Origin of the sequence: Mucilaginibacter pankratovii (assembly GCF_014773265.1) — a bacterium.
Classification (GTDB): domain Bacteria; phylum Bacteroidota; class Bacteroidia; order Sphingobacteriales; family Sphingobacteriaceae; genus Mucilaginibacter; species Mucilaginibacter pankratovii.
Window position 1 is genome coordinate 122,594 of record NZ_JACWMY010000013.1, and the last position, 22,844, is coordinate 145,437.

At 45.9% G+C, this 22,844-nt stretch carries 20 protein-coding genes; 11 read left to right on the forward strand and 9 right to left on the reverse strand.

Annotated elements, in window-relative coordinates:
• Nucleotides 1–15 precede the first annotated feature (15 nt).
• The 4 genes from IDJ77_RS22615 to IDJ77_RS22630 all read left to right on the forward strand — a co-directional run bounded on the left by IDJ77_RS22615 (nt 16) and on the right by IDJ77_RS22630 (nt 4,252).
• The gene (locus IDJ77_RS22615) at nt 16–1,170 is read left to right on the forward strand and encodes a Gfo/Idh/MocA family protein (protein ID WP_224751200.1); all 1,155 of its coding nucleotides are present in this window, start codon (nt 16–18) and stop codon (nt 1,168–1,170) included.
• Nucleotides 1,171–1,257: 87 nt separating this feature from the next.
• Nucleotides 1,258–2,169 carry a polysaccharide deacetylase family protein gene (locus IDJ77_RS22620; protein WP_191191256.1) on the forward strand — a complete coding sequence of 304 codons (912 nt, stop codon included), beginning with the start codon at nt 1,258–1,260 and terminating at the stop codon, nt 2,167–2,169.
• Between the two features lie 21 nt (nt 2,170–2,190).
• Nucleotides 2,191–2,904, forward strand: a complete 714-nt coding sequence (locus IDJ77_RS22625) for a phytanoyl-CoA dioxygenase family protein (RefSeq protein WP_191191257.1) — start codon at nt 2,191–2,193, stop codon at nt 2,902–2,904.
• A 112-nt stretch (nt 2,905–3,016) separates the two neighbouring features.
• Nucleotides 3,017–4,252: a cation:proton antiporter gene (locus IDJ77_RS22630; RefSeq protein ID WP_191191258.1), complete on the forward strand. Its 1,236-nt coding sequence runs from the start codon at nt 3,017–3,019 to the stop codon at nt 4,250–4,252.
• Between the two features lie 2 nt (nt 4,253–4,254).
• Here IDJ77_RS22630 and IDJ77_RS22635 read toward each other — a convergent pair whose 3' ends face one another.
• Together IDJ77_RS22635 and IDJ77_RS22640 are read right to left on the reverse strand one after the other, a co-directional pair.
• On the reverse strand, nt 4,255–5,328 hold the full coding sequence (locus IDJ77_RS22635) for a winged helix DNA-binding domain-containing protein (RefSeq protein ID WP_191191259.1): 1,074 nt from the start codon (nt 5,326–5,328) through the stop codon (nt 4,255–4,257).
• A 6-nt stretch (nt 5,329–5,334) separates the two neighbouring features.
• Nucleotides 5,335–5,724: a hypothetical protein gene (locus IDJ77_RS22640; RefSeq protein ID WP_191191260.1), complete on the reverse strand. Its 390-nt coding sequence runs from the start codon at nt 5,722–5,724 to the stop codon at nt 5,335–5,337.
• A gap of 116 nt (nt 5,725–5,840) precedes the next feature.
• On the opposite strand from IDJ77_RS22640, the gene IDJ77_RS22645 reads away from it, so the two are divergent.
• The 3 genes from IDJ77_RS22645 to IDJ77_RS22655 all read left to right on the forward strand — a co-directional run bounded on the left by IDJ77_RS22645 (nt 5,841) and on the right by IDJ77_RS22655 (nt 10,837).
• The gene (locus IDJ77_RS22645) at nt 5,841–7,160 is read left to right on the forward strand and encodes a hypothetical protein (protein WP_191191261.1); all 1,320 of its coding nucleotides are present in this window, start codon (nt 5,841–5,843) and stop codon (nt 7,158–7,160) included.
• Between the two features lie 328 nt (nt 7,161–7,488).
• Nucleotides 7,489–10,065, forward strand: coding sequence for a DNA mismatch repair protein MutS (gene mutS, locus IDJ77_RS22650; RefSeq protein WP_191191332.1), 2,577 nt, complete (start codon nt 7,489–7,491; stop codon nt 10,063–10,065).
• Between the two features lie 166 nt (nt 10,066–10,231).
• Nucleotides 10,232–10,837 (forward strand): C40 family peptidase, encoded by a 606-nt coding sequence (locus tag IDJ77_RS22655; protein WP_191191262.1) that lies wholly within the window; start codon nt 10,232–10,234, stop codon nt 10,835–10,837.
• A 13-nt stretch (nt 10,838–10,850) separates the two neighbouring features.
• On the opposite strand, the gene IDJ77_RS22660 is transcribed toward IDJ77_RS22655, so the two are convergent.
• Nucleotides 10,851–11,594 (reverse strand): TMEM175 family protein, encoded by a 744-nt coding sequence (locus IDJ77_RS22660; protein WP_191191263.1) that lies wholly within the window; start codon nt 11,592–11,594, stop codon nt 10,851–10,853.
• 32 nt (nt 11,595–11,626) lie between these two features.
• Here IDJ77_RS22660 and IDJ77_RS27895 point away from each other — a divergent pair, with 32 nt between their 5' ends.
• On the forward strand, nt 11,627–11,749 hold the full coding sequence (locus IDJ77_RS27895) for a hypothetical protein (RefSeq protein ID WP_262892804.1): 123 nt from the start codon (nt 11,627–11,629) through the stop codon (nt 11,747–11,749).
• Here IDJ77_RS27895 and IDJ77_RS22665 read toward each other — a convergent pair whose 3' ends face one another.
• Nucleotides 11,750–13,660, reverse strand: coding sequence for a DUF3857 domain-containing protein (locus tag IDJ77_RS22665; protein ID WP_191191264.1), 1,911 nt, complete (start codon nt 13,658–13,660; stop codon nt 11,750–11,752). It lies immediately after the preceding gene.
• Complete coding sequence (locus IDJ77_RS22670) at nt 13,661–15,634, reverse strand: DUF3857 domain-containing protein (protein ID WP_191191265.1); 1,974 nt, start codon at nt 15,632–15,634, stop codon at nt 13,661–13,663.
• 120 nt (nt 15,635–15,754) lie between these two features.
• On the opposite strand from IDJ77_RS22670, the gene IDJ77_RS22675 reads away from it, so the two are divergent.
• Nucleotides 15,755–16,783 carry an exonuclease domain-containing protein gene (locus IDJ77_RS22675; protein ID WP_191191266.1) on the forward strand — a complete coding sequence of 343 codons (1,029 nt, stop codon included), beginning with the start codon at nt 15,755–15,757 and terminating at the stop codon, nt 16,781–16,783.
• A gap of 94 nt (nt 16,784–16,877) precedes the next feature.
• Here IDJ77_RS22675 and queG read toward each other — a convergent pair whose 3' ends face one another.
• Nucleotides 16,878–17,810, reverse strand: a complete 933-nt coding sequence (queG, locus tag IDJ77_RS22680) for a tRNA epoxyqueuosine(34) reductase QueG (RefSeq protein WP_191191267.1) — start codon at nt 17,808–17,810, stop codon at nt 16,878–16,880.
• A gap of 188 nt (nt 17,811–17,998) precedes the next feature.
• Here queG and IDJ77_RS22685 point away from each other — a divergent pair, with 188 nt between their 5' ends.
• The gene (locus IDJ77_RS22685; RefSeq protein WP_191191268.1) at nt 17,999–18,229 is read left to right on the forward strand and encodes a hypothetical protein; all 231 of its coding nucleotides are present in this window, start codon (nt 17,999–18,001) and stop codon (nt 18,227–18,229) included.
• A 41-nt stretch (nt 18,230–18,270) separates the two neighbouring features.
• On the opposite strand, the gene IDJ77_RS22690 is transcribed toward IDJ77_RS22685, so the two are convergent.
• From IDJ77_RS22690 to IDJ77_RS22700, 3 genes are read right to left on the reverse strand one after another with little or no spacing between them, the layout of a single operon-like run.
• Nucleotides 18,271–18,750: a nuclear transport factor 2 family protein gene (locus tag IDJ77_RS22690; RefSeq protein WP_191191269.1), complete on the reverse strand. Its 480-nt coding sequence runs from the start codon at nt 18,748–18,750 to the stop codon at nt 18,271–18,273.
• A 19-nt stretch (nt 18,751–18,769) separates the two neighbouring features.
• A complete protein-coding gene (gene ccsA / locus IDJ77_RS22695) occupies nt 18,770–21,241 on the reverse strand; it encodes a cytochrome c biogenesis protein CcsA (protein ID WP_191191270.1) in 2,472 nt (823 codons plus the stop codon).
• A 9-nt stretch (nt 21,242–21,250) separates the two neighbouring features.
• Nucleotides 21,251–21,661, reverse strand: coding sequence for a cytochrome c maturation protein CcmE domain-containing protein (locus IDJ77_RS22700; RefSeq protein WP_191191271.1), 411 nt, complete (start codon nt 21,659–21,661; stop codon nt 21,251–21,253).
• A 536-nt stretch (nt 21,662–22,197) separates the two neighbouring features.
• On the opposite strand from IDJ77_RS22700, the gene IDJ77_RS22705 reads away from it, so the two are divergent.
• Complete coding sequence (locus tag IDJ77_RS22705) at nt 22,198–22,836, forward strand: NAD(P)-dependent oxidoreductase (protein ID WP_191191272.1); 639 nt, start codon at nt 22,198–22,200, stop codon at nt 22,834–22,836.
• Nucleotides 22,837–22,844: the final 8 nt, after the last annotated feature.

Here is a 22,844-nt window from a genome sequence, read left to right on the forward strand (position 1 = left end):
ATTGAGATATAGATCATGATGAAATTAACAAGATTTTTTTGCTGCCTGGCCCTGGTGGCTGCTGTTAATTCAATTTCATTTGCGCAGGATACCGTAAAGGTGAAGCCTGCTACGGCAGCGGCGGCCATCCCATTTGTGCCGCCACTGCCCATGAGTACCCTCAGACTGGGCATAGCGGGCATGTCGCACGATCATGTGAACGGCATCCTGAGCGATTACCAGCAGGGCAAGGTGATCATCGTTGGTATTGCCGAGGCGGACAAACAGCTCCGCGCCAAATACCAGGAGCGGTACAAACTCCCCGATTCTATCTTTTTCGACGACCTGAAGAAAATGGTAACCACCAAAAAACCGGATGCCGTTTTGGGCTATAATCCCGTTGCCAAACACATCGATGTAGTGGAGATCTGCGCCCCCCTGGGCATTAGCGTTATGGTAGAGAAACCTTTGGCCGCTACCCTTGCGCAGGCTAAGCGTATGGAGTTTTTAGCATTGAAATACTACATCAAACTGCTTACCAATTACGAAACTACCTGGTACCCTTCCTATCAGCATGTATACAACGTGGCATCTAAGGATAGCATCGGCCGCATCCGTAAAATGGTGGTGCACGATGGGCACCAGGGGCCAAAAGAAATTGGCTGTAGCCCGGAGTTTTTAAGCTGGCTTACCGACCCTGAGCTGAATGGCGGCGGTGCCCTTATCGATTTTGGCTGCTATGGGGCCAACCTGATGACCTGGCTGATGGAAGGCCAGAAACCAATTGCCGTAACCGCCGTTGCACGCCACTTTAAACTGAATGTTTACCCCAAGGTGGAAGATGATGTTAATATTTTAATAGAATACCCTACGGCCACCGGCCTCGTAGAAGCATCGTGGAACTGGCCGTTCTCGATAAAAGACCTAGAAGTATTTGGCGATAAAGGCTACATGCACGCATTGGATAAGAACAATATTGTTACCCGTGTAAATGATACTTCAACCAGTGCAAGCAACAGCACCGCGCTGGAAGCGCCACTGGATAACCCGGTTACCTACCTGCAGCTGGTGCTAAAAAACCGCTTGCTTGGCATTAACGACCGCTCATCGCTAAAGTATAATATGATAGTGATGCAGATACTCGATGCCGCCAAACGTTCTATTGCGGAGGGTAAGCGGATTGTACTTTAATTCTATTTTATTTATTAACAGTTAATAATATATCCTTTAGAATTGTATTATTTTAGCGCCCAGTAACCGATAAATAATCATCCATCTATGTTAAAGCAATTTTCTGCCCTGTTACCACTGTTCGTTTTAGGCATGATATCGTGCCAGTCTAAACCCGCCTCAACCGATAAAAAAGCTACTGACACCGTTGCCTCACAGCAACCCGGCTCGCCCGATGTGGTAGCCAAACTGGCAACCGGCCCGGTAGATAATGCCGCTGTAATGGCCCGCAAACAGGTACCCATTGTATGCTACCACCAGATCCGCGACTGGAAGGCTACCGACAGCAAAGGCGCTAAGGATTATATTGTACAAATAGCAGCTTTTAAAGAGCACATTAAAATGCTGGCCGATAGCGGTTACCACACTATCCTGCCCAATCAATTATATAATTATTTAACAACCGGTGCTGCATTGCCTAAAAAGCCTATCATGCTTACGTTCGATGATACGGATCTGGACCAGTTCACTGTTGCCGCGCCGGAGCTAAAGAAATACGGCTTTAAAGCGGTTTATTTTGTAATGACCGTATCTATCGGCCGCCCGCGTTACATGACTGCCGAGATGGTTAAAAAATTATCAGATGATGGTAACGTAATTGCCAGCCACACCTGGGACCACCACCGGGTGGACAAATACACACATAACGGCGTGTTCCAGATAAAAGGCAAGAACGGTAAAATAACCAACCGCCCGGTTGATGACTGGGTTACCCAGATAGATAAGCCAACCAAAAAACTGCAAGAAATAACCGGTAAAGAGATCGTGTACTTTGCATACCCCTTTGGAATCTGGAAAAAACCAGTGTTGCCGGAGATCCAAAAAAGAGGGTTCAAATTAGCGTTCCAGCTGGCTGATAAACGCGACCCGGATTATCCATTGCTAACCGTTCGCCGGATACTGGACAGCGGTTACTGGAGCACCAAAACCTTCAGCAACAGCGTTAGGAATAGTTTCTAAAAAGGTCTTTTGCCTAAGCGCATGTACGGATCTCATCTGCAAAACATAGCTAACAATGGGTTTACTGTTGTAGAAGATATTTTTGGGCCGGATGAGATCCGTTCTATTTTACAGCAAATCAATAAAACCAACGCTGATAAGAGTACATTCCGTAAATCGGCGGGGCTTTTCGCTATCAGGCAGTTTCTCAAAGAAATTCCCGAAGCGCAATCGCTTATTTTTACGGCGAAGCTAAAGAATACCATAACCGCTTTATTTGGCGACGGTTACTTCATGGTGAAAGCCATTTATTTTGATAAGCCCGAAGAATCTAACTGGTTTGTAGCCTGGCACCAGGACCTTACTATCTCTGTAGATAAGCGGACCAATCTTCCCGGTTTTGGGCCGTGGACGGTTAAACAAAACCAGTTTGCTGTACAGCCCCCTCTAAATATCCTACAGGATAACTTCACCATCCGCATCCATCTGGACGATGCCGATGAAGGTAATGGTGCTCTAAAAGTGGTGCCCGGATCGCATCTCAAAGGCATTTACAGGCCCGAAACCATTGATTGGGATGGGGAAACTGAAACTACCTGTGCTGTTAAAGCCGGCGGCATCATGGTAATGCGCCCTTTGCTGCTTCACGCATCAAACCGTACAACCAACCACAAACCCCGCAAAGTGATCCATATTGAATTTAGCAAGGCTGATTTGCCCATGGAGTTAACGTGGGCAGAACTTTGCAAAATTTAACAATTTCTAATCTGTCAGCACTGATCACAAATTCCTTTCCCGCGCTCTATTTTTAGCAGGGGAATCGCTTTATCTACCTAAATAAGCCATATTATGGGTAAATTGCGCATATATGAGCACCCAGGAGATCATTACCATCACCATTGTACTTACCGCCTTATTCGCCTATATCAACAACCGGTTTATAAAATGGCCGCCTACTATTGGCATTATGGTGCTCTCGCTGCTATGCTCCATGTTACTGGCGCCATTTGGCGGTTCCAATTCGGGCTTATTGAAAAAAGCCACCGAATTGGCCACATCGGTAAACTTTGAGGATGTGCTGATGAATTTCATGCTCAGTTTTCTGCTTTTTGCCGGGGCGATCCATATCGATGCTGCCAAGTTAAAAAAAGAGCGCTGGCCAATTATATTGCTGGCTACGGCAGGCACGCTCATCTCTACCTTTTTGGTAGGCGGCATGGTTTACTACCTCTTCATCCTGTTTCATATCAGCATACCCTTTATTTATTGTCTGCTGTTTGGCGCGCTAATATCCCCTACCGACCCTATAGCCGTTTTGGCGATATTAAAAGAGGCGAAAATACCTGCCTCGCTCGAACTAAAGATCTCCGGCGAATCGTTGTTTAATGACGGCGTGGCGGTGGTGATCTTCATCAGCATTGCAGAGGTGGCCCGCTCCGGGGATTTTTCTGCAGTAGCAGTTAGCAAACTATTTTTGCAGGAAGCAGTTGGCGGCCTAATGTTTGGCGCTGCGCTTGGTTATGCGGGCTTTTGGGCACTACGCTCTGTAGATGATTATAAAGTGGAGGTTTTAATTACCCTTGCTATTGTAATGGGCGGCTATTTTTTAGCGGGGCGATTACACATATCTGGCCCCTTGGCCATGGTAGTCGCGGGCATCATTACCGGCAATAAAAGGCACGAGGGATTATCTGATGTAAGCCGCGATTACCTCGACAAGTTTTGGGAACTGATAGATGAGATCCTCAACGCCGTGCTTTTTCTGCTCATCGGCCTGGAGATGCTCATCATCAAAATAAACCCTGTAGTGATGGTTATCGGCGTTATCAGCATCCTTATTGTTTTGCTGGCGCGATGGATCTCGGTATTCATCCCGGTCTCGCTATTGCGTTACAAAATAAAATTCGAAAAAAATGCTGTAACCATCCTTACCTGGGGCGGCTTGCGTGGCGGCCTTTCGGTAGCAATGGCACTATCTCTCGGCACCAACATGTACCGCGATGAGTTTGTGCTGATCACTTATATTATAGTGGTGTTCTCCATATTGGTACAGGGCTTAACTATAGGTAAACTGGCGAAGCGACTGCAAAGCAAACCGCTTTAGCGTTACACTATAATAACATGCCTCAGGCCCAAAAACTTAGCGTAAGCTTTTGCCGCCTTTTCAACCGCTTTCAAATTTTGCTGACTTAATGCTTTAAAGGGTGTCAGCTCAACTTCCAGCGCATCCTTTTTTATCGCGCGTTTCCAAAGCCCTTCAATTTTGCCATTGATGAGAATAGTGTGGTTAAAGATGGTTCCGCGCGGGTCTGCTTTGCTGATGTATTTGGTATCGATGGTTGCGCCGCGGTCTTTGTAACTCACGATGTATTCATCGTAATTAGGCAATAGCTGAACCATGTTTGTCTTAACGCCGGCTGCTTCCCGCTCAACAAACCAATAAGTGTTGCCATCAGCCTCATGACTGCTTAGTTTTGATTTAACCGCTTCCAGCCCTGCTTTAGCATCGGTGTTGGTTAAGCCGCTCCACCAGGCAAAATCGGCTATGGTTGCCGGGCCGTGTGATGTAAAATAACGTTCGGCAAGCATGGCGATGGCCTCAGCTTTATCTATCGGTTTGGTTTTGGGTACACGCTCGTCAAACAAAGCATAGGTAAATCGCTTCCCTTCGCGGCCACCACTGCAAACCAGCTGCTCCAGTTCCAGGTGCTCCATAATGTGTACAAAACGCTGCTCGTTGGTGGCTATGCCATGCTGATTAAAAAATGCAGCAACTTCCTCCCGCGCCATCTGTTGCCTGCCATTCAGAGCTTTCACGATCAGATTTTCGCATTTAGCCAATATTTGTTTATCAAGTTGTAATTGGCGGTGATACGATGCTGCTGCTGCCTGGATGCGTTTGGCAGTAAGTTCCAGCATCCAGCGAATATCAGCCGGATGTACAAAATGCCAGGTTGGGCGCAGCACATGGGTGCGGATGATATCGCCGTCGGCTAAGGCCTTATCTATCAAATCATCAGTCGCGTTTTTCATTCGCTGGCCCAGCGCCCATTTAGCGCCGTTGTAGTCCTGCGATTGCACGGCGCCCATAGATTTTACAACATCTGCCGGGTTGGAAAACTCTGTATTCACTAAATGCTGATTCTGAAGACGGATATCTGTAATATTTAATAAACCCATTTCAATTTAATTCCACGCGCTAAATGCTAAGGCCACAGCGGTTAGCATAGCTGCAGCAAGTATTATTATCGATGCGCCACCAGCAAACAAAAAATAATGCCCGGTAGTGTGCCGCTTCGAAGTTTTTTTTGCCGCACCCGCACGGTAAGCTCTCACATACACTGAATCATTCAACAATGTGCTATCGCTAACACTGGCCTTAACTGGTTTAAAATGATCTGAAGTAACGCCGAACTGCCGGTCTTTAAAATCTTTCCATAGTCGTTTGTCCAGCTTGAACTTTTTAAGATCGGCTTTTACAGCTTTCAATATCCTTGCCGAATCTGCGCGTGTTGTTTGTGCGTAAGCAACACCGCCCATTAATATCATTAAAGCAACTACCAACAGTGTTTTCATCTTGGTTAATTTGTTACAAGATAGATAATAAGCTGGAAACCATTTGTATATTGCATTAAATAAAGGCGTTTCAATCAGAAACGACCCAACCAATTTCAAACCGGCACAATCGTATTATGTTTAAAAAACCGTTCCTGCCATGGGTATGCACTATGGTATGCCTGATAATTGTTTACTCGTTTTATTACCCTCGAACAGACCGTCGAGATACAAAAAACACACCAACGGTTAAACTTACGCCGGTAAAAAGGTTTGTTTTTAAATCGTTTGTAGATTGCAATATGTCGGAAGTTTGGGTGGGCACTAGGTTCACCATTTTCCCCGGCAAGTACGGCGAGGACCCGGTTTGGGGGCCATCCAACAACCTAAAATATGCATCGGGCAAAACGGTGGACGAGGTTATCAGCACGCCGGAAAGCGGATTTACCGAACCGAAATTGCCGCCAAATGTTGAGCCGGGCAAACCGGGGCTCCACGGCGCAATATGGTTCGAATCGATCTACCAGGATGCGGGCGACCGGTCGGGCAAAACGCTGTATGCTTTGTATCATAATGAAAACTACCCGGCAACTTTACCTTACGATGCTAAAACCGGCAAAGGCTACAAGAACCATAAATGGCCCGAAGGGCTGCGTGGTGCCGAAACCGCTTCGGCAGTATGCCGCATTGGCATTATGCGCTCTGCCGACGACGGCAAAAGTTGGGTGAACCGCGGAATATTTATTGAGGATGAGCAGCCGCGCATGATATTGAAGCCTAATAACACGGCCATCAATTTCGCCGGGGGCACCGGCGATCCCTCTGCCATCGCTAATGGTAATTACCTATACCTCTTCTACGGTGAATACGGTTATCCGGGAGCTTTTGATGAAAAAAACTATAACCCTAAAACCGAATGGCAGGGACAATGCATCAGCATAGCCCGTATTTTAATAAGCGACTTGAACCACCCCGAAGGAAAAGCAAAACGATGGGATGGCAAAGGTTTTAACGCACCTTACAACGGCGTGGGCAAACCCGTAGCATCTTTGCAAATACCACAGGCTGAGGGCGGCGGGCCCACCTCCTCTCCTACAGCTAAATATTACTGGGGGCCATCTGTTAGCTGGAACGTATACCTCAAGTGCTGGGTGATGACGATGGCCAAAGCAGAGGGCCCGTCATGGAAAGGTAGCAGCGTATACGTATCCTTCAACAAAAACCGTGATTTAGGCATCGGCAACAACTCCCAAGAATGGGGTAAACCACAGCTTTTGGCCAACAAGCCAGGACATACCCTATGGTATCCATCGCTGCAACCCCTGAGTTCGGAGGCAAACAGCGTAAATAAACTATCATCGGTACGTTCATCCCGCTTCGCAAGGCTGTTTTACAAGGATAATGATAACGACAAAAATGACTATGTTTCGGAGTATTTAATGGAGTTTGTGCGCTGAGTCGGGAAGTCCGAAAGAAAGGAAATCTTCGACTTCCCGACTTCAGACTCTCCCGCACCAGGGATTGAAAGGGGAAGCCACGGTGCGCGGGCAATAGAGCAATGGCAACGGGGCCGCAGCGAAGCGAAGCCCGGCAAAGCCCGGACCGCTGGTAAGCGGTGGTGCCATTATTGGTGAGTGGTTGAATCACCCATTCACCATTCACCACGTAACTAACATTCCTGCAACTTTTCCACAATGGCTTTAATCCAAAGGCAATGGATTAAATTAGCAGATTATTAAAAGCACTAACTTGGCCAAAACCACCGAAACCAAAGAAACCCCTTTAATGCAGCAGTATAACGCTATAAAGGTGAAGTACCCCGGTGCTTTGCTGCTGTTCCGCGTGGGCGATTTTTACGAAACCTTTGGCGAAGACGCCATTAAAGCCGCCGGCATTTTGGGTATTGTACTTACGCGCCGCGGAAATGGTGCCGCCACCTTTATAGAACTTGCCGGTTTCCCGCATCATTCGCTGGAAACCTACCTGCCTAAACTGGTGCGTGCAGGGCAGCGCGTAGCCATCTGCGACCAGCTGGAAGACCCAAAAACCACCAAAACTATTGTTAAGCGCGGTGTTACCGAACTGGTGACGCCCGGCGTGGCTATTAACGATAACATCCTGCAGCAAAAGAGCAACAATTACCTTGCTTCGCTTCATTTTGAAAAGAACAGTATAGGCATTGCGCTGATAGATATATCTACAGGCGAATTTTTAACCGCCCAGGGAAATGTCAACTATATCGATAAGTTGCTGCAAAGCTACGCACCCAGCGAGGTGATCTACCCCAAAAGCCGCCAGCACGATTTTAAAGATAATTACGGCGACCGCTTTTACACCTATACCCTTGATGATTGGCCTTACAGCGGCGATTACGCGCAGGAAACCCTGCTGAAGCATTTTGGCGTAAAGTCGCTTAAAGGTTTTGGGATCGAAAAACTCAACTTAGGCATTGTGGCAGCCGGCGTGGCGTTGCATTATTTAAACGAGACCGAACACCGCAACCTGCAGCACATCAGCGCCATTGGGCGTATTGAGGAAGACCGCTACTTGTGGCTCGATAGGTTCAGCATCCGCAACCTGGAACTTGTAGGTTCTCATAACGAGAACGCCAAAACCCTGGTAGATGTACTGGACAATACCTGCTCCCCTATGGGTGCCCGTTTGCTGCGCCGCTGGATAGTGATGCCGCTGAAAGAAATAAAGCCCATAAACGATCGCCTTGGCGTTGTAGAGCATTTTATAGCGGAGGAAGAACTGCGCGAAACGTTGCAGCAGTACATCCGCCAGATAAGCGATCTGGAGAGGCTCATTTCTAAAATAGGCCTGCAAAGGGCTAACCCGCGCGAGGTTTGCCAGTTGAAAAAAGCCTTGCTGGCCATTGCCGAAATAAAGAAGATAACGGAGACTACTGATAGCGAACCACTGCGCGCCATTGGCGAGCAGCTAAACCCATGTGCTACCATCTGCGAAAAGATAGCCCACGAACTACATCCCGAGCCGCCGGTAATGATGGTAAAAGGTTCGGTAATGAACGAAGGGATTAACGAAGAACTCGACAGGCTGCGTAAGATCGCCTTTGGCGGTAAGGGCTACCTGCTGGAGATACAAAAGCGCGAGGCGGAGGCAACGGGTATACCGTCTTTAAAGGTATCGTTCAACAACGTATTTGGATATTACCTGGAGGTTACTCATAGTCACCGCGAAAAGGTGCCTACCGAGTGGATCCGCAAGCAAACGCTGGTGAACGCCGAGCGTTACATTACCCCGGAGCTTAAAGAATACGAGGAGCAGATATTAGGCGCCGAAGAAAAGATCCTGGTCCTGGAAACCAAGCTGTATAACGACCTGCTGTACGCATTGGCCGAATACATTAAACCCATACAACTCAACGCCCAACTGATAGCCCGTTTGGATGTGCTGCTGAATTTTGCGACTATATCCATCAAAAACTATTACGTAAAGCCTAACGTGAATGACAGCCGCGTGCTGGATATTAAAGGCGGCCGCCACCCCGTGATAGAAAAGAACCTGCCCCTTGGCGAAGAATACATCACCAACGATGTTTTCCTCGATTCGGATTCGCAGCAGATCATCATCATTACGGGCCCCAACATGGCGGGTAAATCGGCCTTGCTAAGGCAAACGGGCCTTATTGTACTGATGGCGCAGATGGGCTGTTTTGTGCCCGCTAAAGCTGCTTCTATTGGTTTGGTAGATAAGATCTTTACCCGGGTTGGTGCATCAGACAACTTATCGTCGGGCGAATCAACCTTTATGGTGGAGATGAACGAAACAGCGAGTATCCTTAATAACTTATCAGACCGAAGCCTGATCTTGCTTGACGAGATAGGCCGCGGAACTTCAACTTATGACGGGATCTCCATCGCCTGGTCGATAGCCGAGTATTTGCACAACCAGACAACGGCGCGTGCCAAAACGCTTTTTGCCACCCACTACCACGAGCTGAACGAACTGAGCAACACCTTTAACCGCATCAAAAATTTCAACGTGTCGGTAAAAGAAGTTGGCCAGCAGATCATCTTCCTGCGCAAGCTGGTGCCGGGCGGCAGCGAGCACAGTTTCGGGATCCACGTAGCCAAACTGGCGGGGATGCCGCAAAAGGTATTGAGCCGCGCCAACGAGATCCTGAAAAAACTGGAGCATGAACGCACCGGCGGTGAACATATTAAAGAAAGCATCCGCAAGGTGCAGAAACAAGCCGTACAGATGCAGATGTTCTCGATAGATGATCCCGTGCTGGTGAAGATCCGCGATACGCTGAATAACCTGGATGTGAACACCCTAACCCCGGTAGAAGCTTTGATGAAACTGGATGAGATACAAAGGGTGATAAAAGGGTAGCTGCGGATGTGCGAATTTCAGATGTGCAAATGAGAAAATTGATATGCTCCTCATCTGCATATCCGCACATTTGAAATCTGCACATCTATTTGCACATCCGCACATCTGTTGAAATGTTTATAACATCCACTGTAACGTTTTTACCTTTAGCGATATCTTTAGTACAATGTTTTTAAAACGCTATACCAATTTAGCCTTTATTTTTGCTGCAACGATACTTTTAAGCGCCTGCCACTCGCGTAAGCTAACCGTGAGGAACAGCAACAATGGCGGCATAGCCCTACCGAAGGTAAATCGTGGCCCGTATGTAATGGTAAAACCCGATAAGGAAATTGCCGATAAATACGCGGCTATGATGGGCCTTAAACGTAACGATATCCAAAACGGCAGGCTTTACAGCTTTATAGATGAATGGATGGGCACCCCCTATCGCTTTGGTGGTATGGATAAGGAGGGCGTTGACTGCTCGGGCCTGGTATTTTTGCTGCAACTACAGGTTTATGATATGCCCGTACCACGCACCTGTGCTATGCAGGTAAACAACATCAAGCGTAAGTACGAGGAAGAACTAAAAGAAGGCGACCTCGTTTTTTTTGATTTTGATGGTAAGCAATTCAGCCACGTGGGCGTTTACCTGCAAAACGGTTACATTGTACATGCCAGCACCCGCCGCGGTGTGGTGATCGTTAAACTCCATGATAATGGCATTTACCAATATTTCTCGCGCGCGGGCTCAGTTATTGATTCATCGCTAACTACATCGGGGAATTAACCAGGCTGTTCATCTATGCTCTATCGGCAGTTTCAACGGCCACCGCTTTTCTCCGCTTTCGCGATGCAAATAACCGGCGAATTAAAGGTTCGTCATTGGTATCGCCCGGGTAATATGCCCTGCGCGCCCGCGCAAGCGATAGCGCCCATATTATAAAGCCAACACTAACAAACTGGGTGTTTACTTCATAATAAGTACAGGCAGTAACGTAAGCATACAATAAAGGTATAGTGATAAAGTTCAGCCGCTGCACTTTCCATTTCAGGTTGGTTTCTATTTGCTGCGGCTTAATACAAAGTGTGCCGGCATGTTTAATAAGGTACCGCGTGAGTAAACTTTGTGCCAGGATGCTAAAGGCGATCACATTAAAATAAATGAAAAGCCCGATGGCGCTCCCCGGCCCCAAAGAACCCGTCATGGTAGATACAGCGAACGGGAAAAGCGAGATAAAGAACAGGAACACTAAATTCCAAACAATGAGCGCGTTGCTATAATCTTTTAAATAGCTGAAGATCTTAAGGTGTTTTACCCAAAACATTCCCACAAAAAAGAAAGCCGTTACGTAGCCAAACAGCCTGGGTGCAAGTTCCAGCAAAGCATGCCGGATCTCCTTTCGCTCTGCGTGGCGCAGGCCTTCCGGTAATTTTATTTCCAGTACCATAATGGTGATGATAATGGCAAACACCGCGTCGCTGAACAGGATAACCCGTTCCAGCTGGAACTCTTTCTTTATCTCTTCTTCTTCGGTTATATTCATAGCTAAATATAATTGTATATTTTTGTAGTATTATGGAGAAACCAAAACAGGATTACTCTTTCTGGACTAAATATAAGCGTTTCGCCGGTACCGAGATCATGCTTTACGTCATCATGATCGTTGGTATCATCCTCGGCATCCTCATCTTCGGCTGATCAATTTTTCACCAGCGTTACATTATAATTATCGGCATCGGCTACCTGTTGATAAAATTCCACCAGCTGGCTGTAAAGCTCTTTACTGTAGGTGCCTTCTAACAACTGCAAACGGCGTTTAAAGGTTAGCTTATCGCCGTTTACCGCCATTTTTGCTAAAAATTTGCCAAAAGGATTATCAATGGTTACATCCAAAGGCGTAAACTCAACTTTATACCCGGCAGGTAGCTTATACGTTATCTCATCCTCATCTGTATAGCCGCTGTTAATATAAAGGGCAGTGGTGCGGTTACGCACTTCGCGCGGCGCACGGCCTGTACGGTTAAGCGGGTTTAACGAAAAATATATTTTGCCGTTATCTGTGGTGGCAAAGTCGCGAGCGTTTAGTTTAATGGTCTCTGTTATTAAGGGCAACACGTTTTTCTCTTCCTTAAAATCAAAACTTTGTACATCCAGGTTATTGATAGCCGGGTATAATTTGGGGAACAACTTCAATTGCTCGGTTCGCGGTTCGTCAAGCAATTCGCCACGGTTATCATATTGGGTACCTTTAAAAACGGTGCTGATATTACCCGTAAGCAAACCGGTGTTATCAACAACAAAATCCGCCTTTCGCAGCTGCAGGTTTACCTGGGCGGTATATTTTGTAGTGTGCATCAGTTTACCACCCTGTGGGGTGCAGGCCAATACGTTACGATCATCGGTAAAATCACTTAAATACCCAAATGGTATCTTTTGGCTGGTGCATTCTAAAAAGGTAGTATCATTTTTAAATGGCAGGCACAAAATAATATGGTTACCCTGATCCATGCTTGCAAAATCGGGCATCAGGCTTCTCTTGCGACTTCCTGCCTCCACCACACAGTACCACGATTCGATACCCACTGTATTTAGCAGGGCCTGTGTATAGTTTACCAACGCTTTGCAGTCGCCATAGCTGGTACGGTCCACATCTGATGCTAAAAACGGCCGGTAGCCACCAATACCTACCTGTACGCTGATGTACCGGGTTTTGCCCTGCATATATTCGTATATCTTTTTTGCCTTTAGCTTTGGGTCGTTTATGCCCGCGGTAATATCTTTAATATATTGCACGGTTGCCGGTGGCAATTCCCTGCGGTTGGCCAACAGTTTATCGTAGGTCCATTGGCCAAGCTCTTTCCAGTTGTTGAACGAGCCGCTTAAACCCTCATATTTGAAATTTTGCGGCGCAATTTTCACCAGGCTAAGATATTCTTCCTCATTGGGGCTATAAGGCTCATTTTTAAAAGCCTTCATATTGGTTACCTGCCATGTATAGGTTTTAAGCCCGTCTTTTGTTGCGCCGGTGCTAACACTACCGGGCATATTGATCTCTTTGTACCTGATATTAAAGGTTGGGTTGCAAGTAAATGTAAAAGTACTTTTTTCTACCGCCAGCCCCGGCGAATCGTTTGGTGCCCAATCGCTAAAATTAAGCGATTGCTTTGAGCGGAGTTCATATTCATACTCAATGGTATACGGGTATGCACCAATGGACGGAATAAAGTGTTTCACCCGCGAGTCATCAAACAGCGAATAACTTGCAGTTGCACTCTCATCTATGAGTTCCTTCTCGGTGAATTTACCTATCGGTTTGCCAAATTCATTGTAGGTAGTGCCCTTAAAGTTGCGTATAGTGTTTGTTTTGTTATACCACAATACAATTCGGGCTATATCATCGCCATTTTTATTGAGCACGGTTATGGCCTTTTTTATGTGGTAAACCGTGTTGTCATTATCCTTTACCTCAATATTCACCTCCTCGCCCCTTACTACAGCGCTGGCATATGGCAGCAAGGTTTTAGGTATAAGGCCTACATCATAATTAGGCTGAGCTTTGGCCGGGGTTGCCAGCATCAACATAAAAATCGCGGTACAAATCCTTCTCATCTATTTCTTTTTAAACACTATATCCGCTTTTTGGGTTGATATGATCTTATTATACAATTCTTTTAAATACGGATATTCTTCGGCTTCGTACACCGTTTTATTAAACTGCAGGATGTTGGAGAAAGTAAAACTGCTGCCTTCGCCTGCAAAGTTGGTAAGGAACTTACCGCCCTGGTTTGGCAGGCTAAGTGCTATACCCTGCGGCGCGCTGTCAATTACATACCCGGCAGGCAAATGCATGGTCAGCATAAAGCGGTCGTCTGATGGCATTCCCCAGTCCACGGGGTAATTTCGTTCGTTAAGCTTAAATGGGTTATTGGTTATCCTGTCGAAAAAGAAGGGGTTAAACGCCAGCCTGTCGTGATTTAAGTTGTCGAAGGCATCTATTTCCACTTCCAGTTTTTCCTGCAGTGGCAGGTCCAGGCTATCCAGGTTGGTTATTTCGGCATTCAGTATTTTTGTTTTCACAAGCCTTTCGTCCAGGTTTTCTATATACTCGTCCTGGGTGTTGAATTTTTTAATGGCTTTCCTTTTTTCGTAGCCCTCATATCCCATGTAGTAGGTTGTCAGGGTTCCTTTTAGTTTTCCATTGCTTTGCAGGGTAAGATCGTAAGCGCTGTTTTGCGATTTGCGCTGCGGAGAAACCATATCTATCCAATAGCTCGGTTTATCTAAACTCATCACACGGCCCTGATCGTTCAGGCATCTCAGCGGCAGCATATTAAAGCCAAGCAAGGGGTCTGTAGCATCCAGCAAATAGCTTTTATCGCCTATGTTAGCCTTTGCAATCACATAGTTAAAATCATCTTCTACAGGGTACAACTTGTTAATAAGGCCGTTGGCACGCGTGCTTAACAATACAGCTTCGGTATTTATACCGGCCGAGTTTAGCGCGGTAACCAGCGCCAGGTTAATATCTCCTATAGTGCCGCTGTGATCGTCAAGCGCCTTCTTTATTCCCTCGCTGCCGGTAGAATACAGATTGTTCCATTTTATCGTTTTTTGGATGTAGGCAAATATGGCCTTCGCTTTGGCCAGATCATCAGTTTTGCCGGCTACTACGGGCGCTATATAGGTTTTTAATTGATCCTTCTTTTTTAGCTGCGAACCAAAATAGTCCGACCGTTTCATGTTAAGGTCAATATCCGTCCACTGTTTAGTAACTTTTATTTTTTGCCCGTTGCTTGGGTTGGTATAATCAGAAAGCTCGAAGTAAACTGCCGACATGAAATTTTTTGGCGAGGTCATGTTCTCCTCCTCAATAAACGCCGGCACATTCTCCATCTGGAAAACCATGTAGGAACAATCGGCTTTGGCACCATACCAGGTAAAACATTCTTTTTCAATGTCAGCGGTGTTTTTGGTAAGCTTATAGGGACCGCGCAGCGAGATATTAAAATTCCAGAATCCGGGGATGTGAACATCATACCTGGAATTGATCTTAGGGATATCATCCTGCAGCTGCCATGACGGGAAGGACCACCAGCCCGGCGACCGCAGCGTATATTTATACTCGATGATACAGCCTGGTTTTAGATTTGGCATGGTAAACTTAACTGTTTTCCAATATTTGTTCTCCCTGGTGGTAAAAGCCGAGCGCGAGTTGAGTTCGGCACTTTGGGCAGTGCCATTATCGTCTACATAAGTAGTATAACCTTTAATATCTGTAACATCATCTTCCGATGAGGAATAAATATGTAAGGGGATCTCTACTGTGCCTTTATCAAAACCCTTGGTGCTCAGGATCTTTATTTTGATATGATAATCCCGCATCACCCTGATGTTGCCGTCAACGTCATCGGCTATGCGGGCCACGCCATACTCATTTAACACAACCGCCCGGGCGGCGGTATCTTTATCGTACTTTTTCATACCCATTTCCCCGGCAGAATTATCCCCATAGGTAAAATCCTGGCTATGGGCCACCGAACTTAAGAGAATGAAAAAGAAAACTACTGGTATAAATTTATTCATATAAGGCTTAAATTGATTTAGGCGCAATGAAAATAACAAAATAACCTTACAATTTATTCATAAAATAAAAGCCGATAATTTTAAGGTTTTTGCCACCTTTGCATTCCTGATAAACAACCAATGAAATTAAATTTAAAGCGGCCTCTCGCCTTTTTCGACCTTGAAACTACCGGTGTAAATATTGGTGCCGACCGCATTGTAGAAATATCCGTAATAAAACTTAACCCCGATGGCAGCGAGGAAGTTATGACCTGGCGAGTACAGCCGGGCATCCCTATTCCGCTGGAATCATCTATAGTGCACGGTATTTACGATGAGCATGTAAAAGATGAGAAGCGTTTTCATGAGTTAGGTGAGCATATTGCCGCTTTTATTGGTGATAGCGATCTTGCCGGATACAATAGCAACAAGTTTGATATACCCATGCTGATGGAAGAATTTTTACGCGCCGGCGTAATGTTCGATCTGGAGAACCGCTATTTTGTAGATGTGCAGAACATTTTTCACCAGATGGAACAGCGTACACTAAGGGCAGCGTACAAATTTTATTGCGAAAAGGATATTATTAACGCGCACTCTGCCGAGGCTGATACCCGTGCCACCATGGAAGTTTTACTGGCGCAGGTAGAGCGTTATGTTGATACCGAATATGAAGATAAAAAAGGCAACCGCAGCAAGCCTGTTGTAGGCGATGTGGAGGCTCTGCATAAATTTACTAACCTGAGCCGCCCTGTTGATTTTGCGGGCCGCATGGTTTATAACGAAGAAGGTGAAGAACTGATAAACTTTGGCAAGCACAAAGGCAAGCGTGTAGAGGATGTATTGAATGTAGAGCCCAGCTATTATTCCTGGATGATGCAGGGCGATTTCCCGCTGTATACCAAACGCAAGCTGGAAGAGATCCACAAGCGCTGGAGCGCCAAGAAGGCAGCCGAGCGCCAGGCGGCCAAACCTGCACAAACCGCAACAACTACAGCCCCAAAACAAGATGCCCCCAAACCGGCATTCACCAATAATGCACCAAAAACAAGCCCTCAATTAAACAGGCCATATAACAATCAGCCTTTTAAAAAGAAAGAAGAACCCGCCAAGCCTGTGGATGATGATATGCTGAAACAACTGGCAAGTAAATTTGGTAAAGGGCTGTAAAACAGACCTAAGACTGTTAGAATCAAGATACAAGACAAAGCCCGTTTAAGCAATAAACGGGCTTTGTCAGCTATGACTAATATCTCAATTATAATTACATCTCTCGTAAAAAGCTGATGTTTCTTTGCAGGCCTTCAAACTTTGTTCGTTTTACGGCGGAGTTTTTAAACACTTTCTGAAACACATCCTGCGTGATGTCTTCCCAATCTTCTTTCTTTAATCCGTGAAGGTGGGGATGCGCGGTAAACGATGGCTCGTTGTGGAGTACCGAAAAGCGGTTCCAGGGGCAAACATCCTGGCAAATATCGCAGCCGAACATCCAGTTATCCATTTTGCCTTTAAATTCCTGCGGGATCTCGTTCTTCAGTTCGATGGTGAGGTAAGAGATACAACGGCTGCCATCCACCACGTAAGGGCCTACAATGGCTTCTGTTGGGCAAGCATCGATACATTTGGTGCAGGTGCCACAATGATCGGCAGTGGGCTCTACATCGTATTCCAACTCGATATCTACGATCAGTTCCGCTAAAAAAAAGAAGGAGCCAACTTGCTTACTCAGCAAGTTTGAATTTTTACCTATCCAGCCAAGCCCTGCCTTTTTTGCCCAGGCCTTATCCAGTACTGGTGCCGAATCTACAAAAGCGCGGCCGCCAACCTCTCCTATCTTATCGTTGATAATGGCCAAAAGCTGCTTTAGTTTCTCTTTTATAACCAAATGGTAATCAATGCCATATGCATATTTGGAGATCTTTGGAGCCGATGGGTCGAGCTGCAGCTCATCGGAATAATAATTGAGCCCAAGTGAAATAACCGATCTTGCGTCATCTACCAGTAAACGCGGGTCGAGGCGTTTATCAAAGTAGTTTTCCATATACTTCATTTCGCCGTGCATGCCTTTGTTAAGCCATGCTTCCAGCCGGGGAGCCTCCTCCTCTAAAAATTCTGCCTTAGCTATACCACAAAATAAAAAGCCCAGGTTTTTGGCCTCGGTTTTTATAAGTTGCGAATACGCGTGGAGATTTTGCATTGGTGCAAAGATAGGGATGTTAGTCGGAAAGTCCGGAAGTCGGAAAAGTCCGAAAGAAAGAGAAATAGCCATAAGCTCGGAGTCCTTCAAAAATCTTTCGGACTTGCGGACTTTCCGACTCCCTCAATTCTTGGTACGGTTTTTTCTAAGATAAGTTAACAATAACATCAACCTTAAATTATACGGATATGGAAACTACAATTGAAAAATTCGACCGCGCCACCAACCAGGGCAAAAACCATGATATTAAAGGCAATGTTGCCAATGTTGATAACGAAACGATAAAACCGGAAGCAGACGACGAAAAGCAAAAAGAAATACCTACCGTTACACCCGATAATGATAACGAAGAGCTGGAGAACCCGCAACCGGAAAATGCCTCCAATAAAGGGCAGGGCCCGTCTGGCGAGAACCTTTAAAACAGTAAAGCCTCTTCATTTTTTTGAAGAGGCTTTGTTGCTTAGTTGCCGTTATGGTAAGCCATGGCGTTGACATAGGTAGCCTCGCTGCCTATGTTATTTTTATCATCAATGCGGAAGATACTGCATTTGCGCACATCGTAGCGTACACCGCCGTTGGCTTTATCCTTTAGGCCGATAACATCGTATTCTACAACAACAGTAGAATCGGTATTGATCACTTTATCTACCAGGTATTTGGCATCCGGCGATACATAAAACTCCAGGTGGAAGATCTGGTCGGCACCTTCGCGGCCGCTTACCATCCCTTTCCAATCGCTTGATGTAATGCTGGCTTTCGGCGCATATTGGCCTACGAGGCTTTTCAGGTCATGATCGTTCAGGTACCTGAAATGTTCCTGTATTAGGGTTTCTGATTGTGATTTTTTATCTACAGCAGGTTTATCCGGCTGTTGGGTACAGGCAGCAAATGCCATAGCTGCAAATAAAACATACAAGGTGTAACTAATTGTGCTGCGCATGGCTAAATATACAATTTAATTATACCGCCTTCACTTCCTTATTCCTCCGTAATATCGACAGGAAGAAACCGATAACCATAATAATGGTACCCGCCCAAAAGAAATTGATATAAGGGAATTTGATGGCACGCATCACGATGTACTTTTTGGCGCTCTCGGGCTGTTGATAAACGGATATTTCCACCTTCTTTTTATCCGGAATAATTTTGCTGAACTGCAGTTTTAAACCGGCTTCCTCCACTTTAGTTGGGAAATCGAATACGCCACCATTCTTCTTCAACATGTAAACCGGGGCAGTATGGTAGGTTTTGCCGTGCGTTACAATCTCCAGTTCGGCACCAACAGATACCAATACTTCGCTTGCGGCGATATTTTGCAGCTTAACGCCATTATTCAGCTGCTTTAACACCATGTAACCTTCGCGGAAACGGATAGTATCGCCTACTGCGACTTCATGCGGTACGGCGGGGTCGTAATCTTTAGTATCGTCTTTAGGGGTTTCCTCTTCGCCTGCCACACCCTTTTCCTCGCTTGTACTTGCCGAGTTGGTCATGGTGATGTGGGTGTACAGATCATGAAACAGGTAGTGCCTGGTATCCGGCGATGAGGCCAGCGAACCTTTGTTCACCTGTACTTTAGGGTAAAGGGTAAAATCTTCGGCTACCTTGCCTGCGGCATCCACCCGGCGGTAGTTTACCTTATAAAAGTGATCGGGCAGGTTTAGCGAATCACCCAAATAGGTAACCGTATAGTCGCCCATTTTTTGTGGTTCGTTGCGGTATACCAGGATATTTTCGCGCGGGTTTTCGTCTTTGGCAAACTCGGCAGAATAGCTTTCGCCTGTGTTGTTAATAGATATTACCGTACTGGTACCCGCAGATATCAATGCGCCTACCATCAGTAAACCAAAACCAATATGTGCCACTGCCGAACCGGCCAGCTTGAACTTACCTTTAAAGGCATCGGCCAAAACTTTACCGTTGGCTATTACCGAATAGATGGAACCGCACATCACCAGCACAAATACAAAATTTAGCTTGTAAAGCCCTGTGGCGTAAACCACCAGCGCGGTTATCAATATCGAAAACAGCAGGTAAACAGCGGTGGTAATAAAAAATTTGGTTACGTCGGTCTTTTTATACTTCAGGAATTGCGTAAAGGCAGTCAGTATGGTTATTACAAACACAAACGACGATTGGATAACATTGTAATGGATCATCCTGGCTTTTTCCGCAGGCGGAGCAATGTTTAAACCGAACATGGCGTTCCATACCGGTACTGATGTTACTACAATGAGGTGAAAGCAGGATAAACCCAGGAAAACGGCACCTACAAACATCCAAAACTCGCGCGAGTAGGTTTCTTCGTCCTTTTTGGTGATCGGCAGTTCTTTCCAGCGGCTCACCAACAGCCAAACCGACATTACAAAGAAAATCAAGATCCCGGTAACCAATTGCCAAAACATACCCAAATCGGTAAAGGAGTGTACCGAAGTATCGCCCAAAATACCGCTACGGTTGAGGAACGAGGAGTACCAAACCAGCACAAAGCTTATCAGCATTAAAAACGTTGCGGTAAAGTAAGAATGACCTGTGTTTTTATACACAATAAGCACGTGCACAGCCGCAACCATAGTGATCCAGGGGAAGATAGAAGCATTCTCTACCGGGTCCCACGCCCAAAAGCCGCCAAAGTTTAATGACTCATAGGCCCAAAACGAGCCCATTACTACGCCTGTGCCCAATATCATACAGGCAAACAGCGCGTAAGGGATAGAAGGTGCTACCCATTCTTTATAGCGTTTTTGCCAAAGGCCGGCAACCGCGTAAGCAAAAGGCACCACCATAGCCGCAAAACCCAAAAACAAGGTTGGCGGGTGGATGATCATCCAATAGTTTTGCAGGGAGGGCACCATGCCTTGCCCGTCTTTAATGAACGACATGTAATCGGCGCTTTTAAATATCGGGGCTTCCGACATAAAATCCCGCAGTAGCAAAAACGGCGAACTGCCCAAATGCACGCCCAGTATGTTGACACCCAAAACCATGGTGGCCAGCGTTACCTGCGATAGGGCAACAACGGTCATCACCGGGCGCTCCCAGGTACCGGCCTTCCAGATCAGCACCAGGCCTAATACCGCCTGCCAGAAGATCCAAAGCAAAAAGCCACCCTCCTGCCCGTTCCAAAAGGCAGAGATGATATAGCGCACCGACAACGTTTTGGAAGTATATGCCCAAACGTAGTGATACTCGAAAAAGTGGTTATAAATAATGTAAAACAAACAGGTACCGATACCCAATATCGATAACGAGTTGATATAAAAGCCAATACGACCAAGCTTTTGCCAGGTACCGCCGGGTTTTCCGGCATCATCTGTAGTAGAAAAATAATAGCTGATAAACGATAAAAGCGCCGCCCCGAAAGCGAGAACGAGAAAAAATTGGCCTATCTGCCCTGGTAAAAGGTGCTCGCCTTTAAAAACTGTATCCATTAAAATTGGTTATATGCTGGCTTGTTTGGCCTTGTATTCTTTCGTTTCTAACTTATCCTGGGTGTATTTAGAGGGGCATTTCATCAGGATATTGGAAGCATGGAACTCGTTGCCTACCATCTTACCGGTAAGCACAATCTGCTCAGAGCGTTCAAAATCTTCGGGCTTGGTGCCGGTGAAAACTACTTTACATTCGTTACCCACGGTATCGCGCATGTAGAACGAGAAATAATTAGCATCTTTTATGGCATCGTAATGCAGTTCTTTTTGCTTGTTAAGGCGCCCAACAACTTTTAATTCGCTGCTGCTTTTTTTAGCATCGTTAAAATTACCGTAACTACTTGTGCTTGAGTAAACACTAATAATAACCGCTATGGCAATAGCTATTACAATGAGGCCAAAAATCGAACTTTTCTTCATGCTTTGATCTATACGTAAACCGGGATACAAAAATACAAAACGCTAAGCTAATAATGTTTATTACAAGGGATATATGTTATTTAGAATTGTTATTGATAGGTTGTAAGGGTTGTAAGGGTCAATGCGAAATGAGGTTCTTTTTTTAGATTCTGAAAATTCTTTAAACTCCTTGAAATTCGAGTTCAGACAAATTGTGGGGCGATGCCTTTGGCCCGGGCTGTTTGCTCATACTGCACAAGCCTTAGCCACAAGGCCGGTATCCGCGCCCATCCCTATCGCATTTTGAATCATGATTAAAGGATTAAAAGATACACCTGATATAAAGTTAGTTCATGAAAACTTTAAATCAGGAAAATCAAGGTTCAGAAAAAAATCCTGAATAATCTTAAAATCCATTAATCCTGTTTACCTTTATCTCATTAAAATCGCTTTATAAATATCCCACCCATTTGCATTGCCTTTAAAATGGCGACGTATCCCTTGTGCCTCAAACGGCATAACACTCATTTTCTATTTTCATTTTTATAAAGCATATCATGCAATCAAACATAAAAGTTGCCGTAATTGGCGGCACCGGTAAGGCCGGTAAATACCTTGTTAAACAATTACTTGCTCAAAATATCCCTGTTAAATTTCTGCACCGCAACCCTGAGCGCCTGCAAATTCATCACCCCCTTATCCAACTCGTAAAAGGCGACGCGCGCGATTATGATGCCCTGCTCAACCTGATTGCCGGCTGCAGTGCCGTCATCAGCACCGTTGGCCAGCCCTCCGGCGAGCTACCCGTTTTTAGCGACGTGAGCACCAAGGTTTTGAAGGCGATGGTAGAATTAGATGTTCCCCGTTACATCAGCGCTACAGGACTAAATGTAGATACTCCCTTCGACAATAAAGGCCCCAAAGCAAAATTCGGCACCGAATGGATGTATCAAAACTACCCCAAAACCACCGCCGATAAACAGGTGGAATACGAAGTGCTCGCCGCAAGCGGGGCCGATTGGACGCTCGTGCGCCTCCCCATGATCCAGCAAACCGACGATATGCCCGAAGTGGTAACCAGTCTGCAGGATTGCCCCGGCGATTTCATCAGCGCATCAAGCCTCGGCGCGTGGATGATAATGCAGCTAACAAGCGATGAATTTGTGCGGCAGGCGCCGTTTATAGCGAATAGGTAAGAGTTGAA

What these genes read in the sequence shown, in the direction of transcription:
- IDJ77_RS22705 (WP_191191272.1), top strand. Translation starts at nt 22,198, where the DNA reads ATGCAATCAAACATAAAAGTTGCCGTAATTGGCGGCACCGGTAAGGCC.
- IDJ77_RS22670 (WP_191191265.1), bottom strand. Translation starts at nt 15,634, where the DNA reads ATGAATAAATTTATACCAGTAGTTTTCTTTTTCATTCTCTTAAGTTCG.
- IDJ77_RS22615 (WP_224751200.1), top strand. Translation starts at nt 16, where the DNA reads ATGATGAAATTAACAAGATTTTTTTGCTGCCTGGCCCTGGTGGCTGCT.
- IDJ77_RS27895 (WP_262892804.1), top strand. Translation starts at nt 11,627, where the DNA reads ATGGAGAAACCAAAACAGGATTACTCTTTCTGGACTAAATATAAGCGT.
- IDJ77_RS22690 (WP_191191269.1), bottom strand. Translation starts at nt 18,750, where the DNA reads ATGCGCAGCACAATTAGTTACACCTTGTATGTTTTATTTGCAGCTATG.
- IDJ77_RS22700 (WP_191191271.1), bottom strand. Translation starts at nt 21,661, where the DNA reads ATGAAGAAAAGTTCGATTTTTGGCCTCATTGTAATAGCTATTGCCATA.
- IDJ77_RS22665 (WP_191191264.1), bottom strand. Translation starts at nt 13,660, where the DNA reads ATGAGAAGGATTTGTACCGCGATTTTTATGTTGATGCTGGCAACCCCG.
- queG (WP_191191267.1), bottom strand. Translation starts at nt 17,810, where the DNA reads ATGCAAAATCTCCACGCGTATTCGCAACTTATAAAAACCGAGGCCAAA.
- IDJ77_RS22675 (WP_191191266.1), top strand. Translation starts at nt 15,755, where the DNA reads ATGAAATTAAATTTAAAGCGGCCTCTCGCCTTTTTCGACCTTGAAACT.
- IDJ77_RS22655 (WP_191191262.1), top strand. Translation starts at nt 10,232, where the DNA reads ATGTTTTTAAAACGCTATACCAATTTAGCCTTTATTTTTGCTGCAACG.
- IDJ77_RS22630 (WP_191191258.1), top strand. Translation starts at nt 3,017, where the DNA reads ATGAGCACCCAGGAGATCATTACCATCACCATTGTACTTACCGCCTTA.
- IDJ77_RS22640 (WP_191191260.1), bottom strand. Translation starts at nt 5,724, where the DNA reads ATGAAAACACTGTTGGTAGTTGCTTTAATGATATTAATGGGCGGTGTT.
- IDJ77_RS22645 (WP_191191261.1), top strand. Translation starts at nt 5,841, where the DNA reads ATGTTTAAAAAACCGTTCCTGCCATGGGTATGCACTATGGTATGCCTG.
- IDJ77_RS22625 (WP_191191257.1), top strand. Translation starts at nt 2,191, where the DNA reads ATGTACGGATCTCATCTGCAAAACATAGCTAACAATGGGTTTACTGTT.
- IDJ77_RS22620 (WP_191191256.1), top strand. Translation starts at nt 1,258, where the DNA reads ATGTTAAAGCAATTTTCTGCCCTGTTACCACTGTTCGTTTTAGGCATG.
- IDJ77_RS22635 (WP_191191259.1), bottom strand. Translation starts at nt 5,328, where the DNA reads ATGGGTTTATTAAATATTACAGATATCCGTCTTCAGAATCAGCATTTA.
- mutS (WP_191191332.1), top strand. Translation starts at nt 7,489, where the DNA reads ATGCAGCAGTATAACGCTATAAAGGTGAAGTACCCCGGTGCTTTGCTG.
- IDJ77_RS22685 (WP_191191268.1), top strand. Translation starts at nt 17,999, where the DNA reads ATGGAAACTACAATTGAAAAATTCGACCGCGCCACCAACCAGGGCAAA.
- ccsA (WP_191191270.1), bottom strand. Translation starts at nt 21,241, where the DNA reads ATGGATACAGTTTTTAAAGGCGAGCACCTTTTACCAGGGCAGATAGGC.
- IDJ77_RS22660 (WP_191191263.1), bottom strand. Translation starts at nt 11,594, where the DNA reads ATGAATATAACCGAAGAAGAAGAGATAAAGAAAGAGTTCCAGCTGGAA.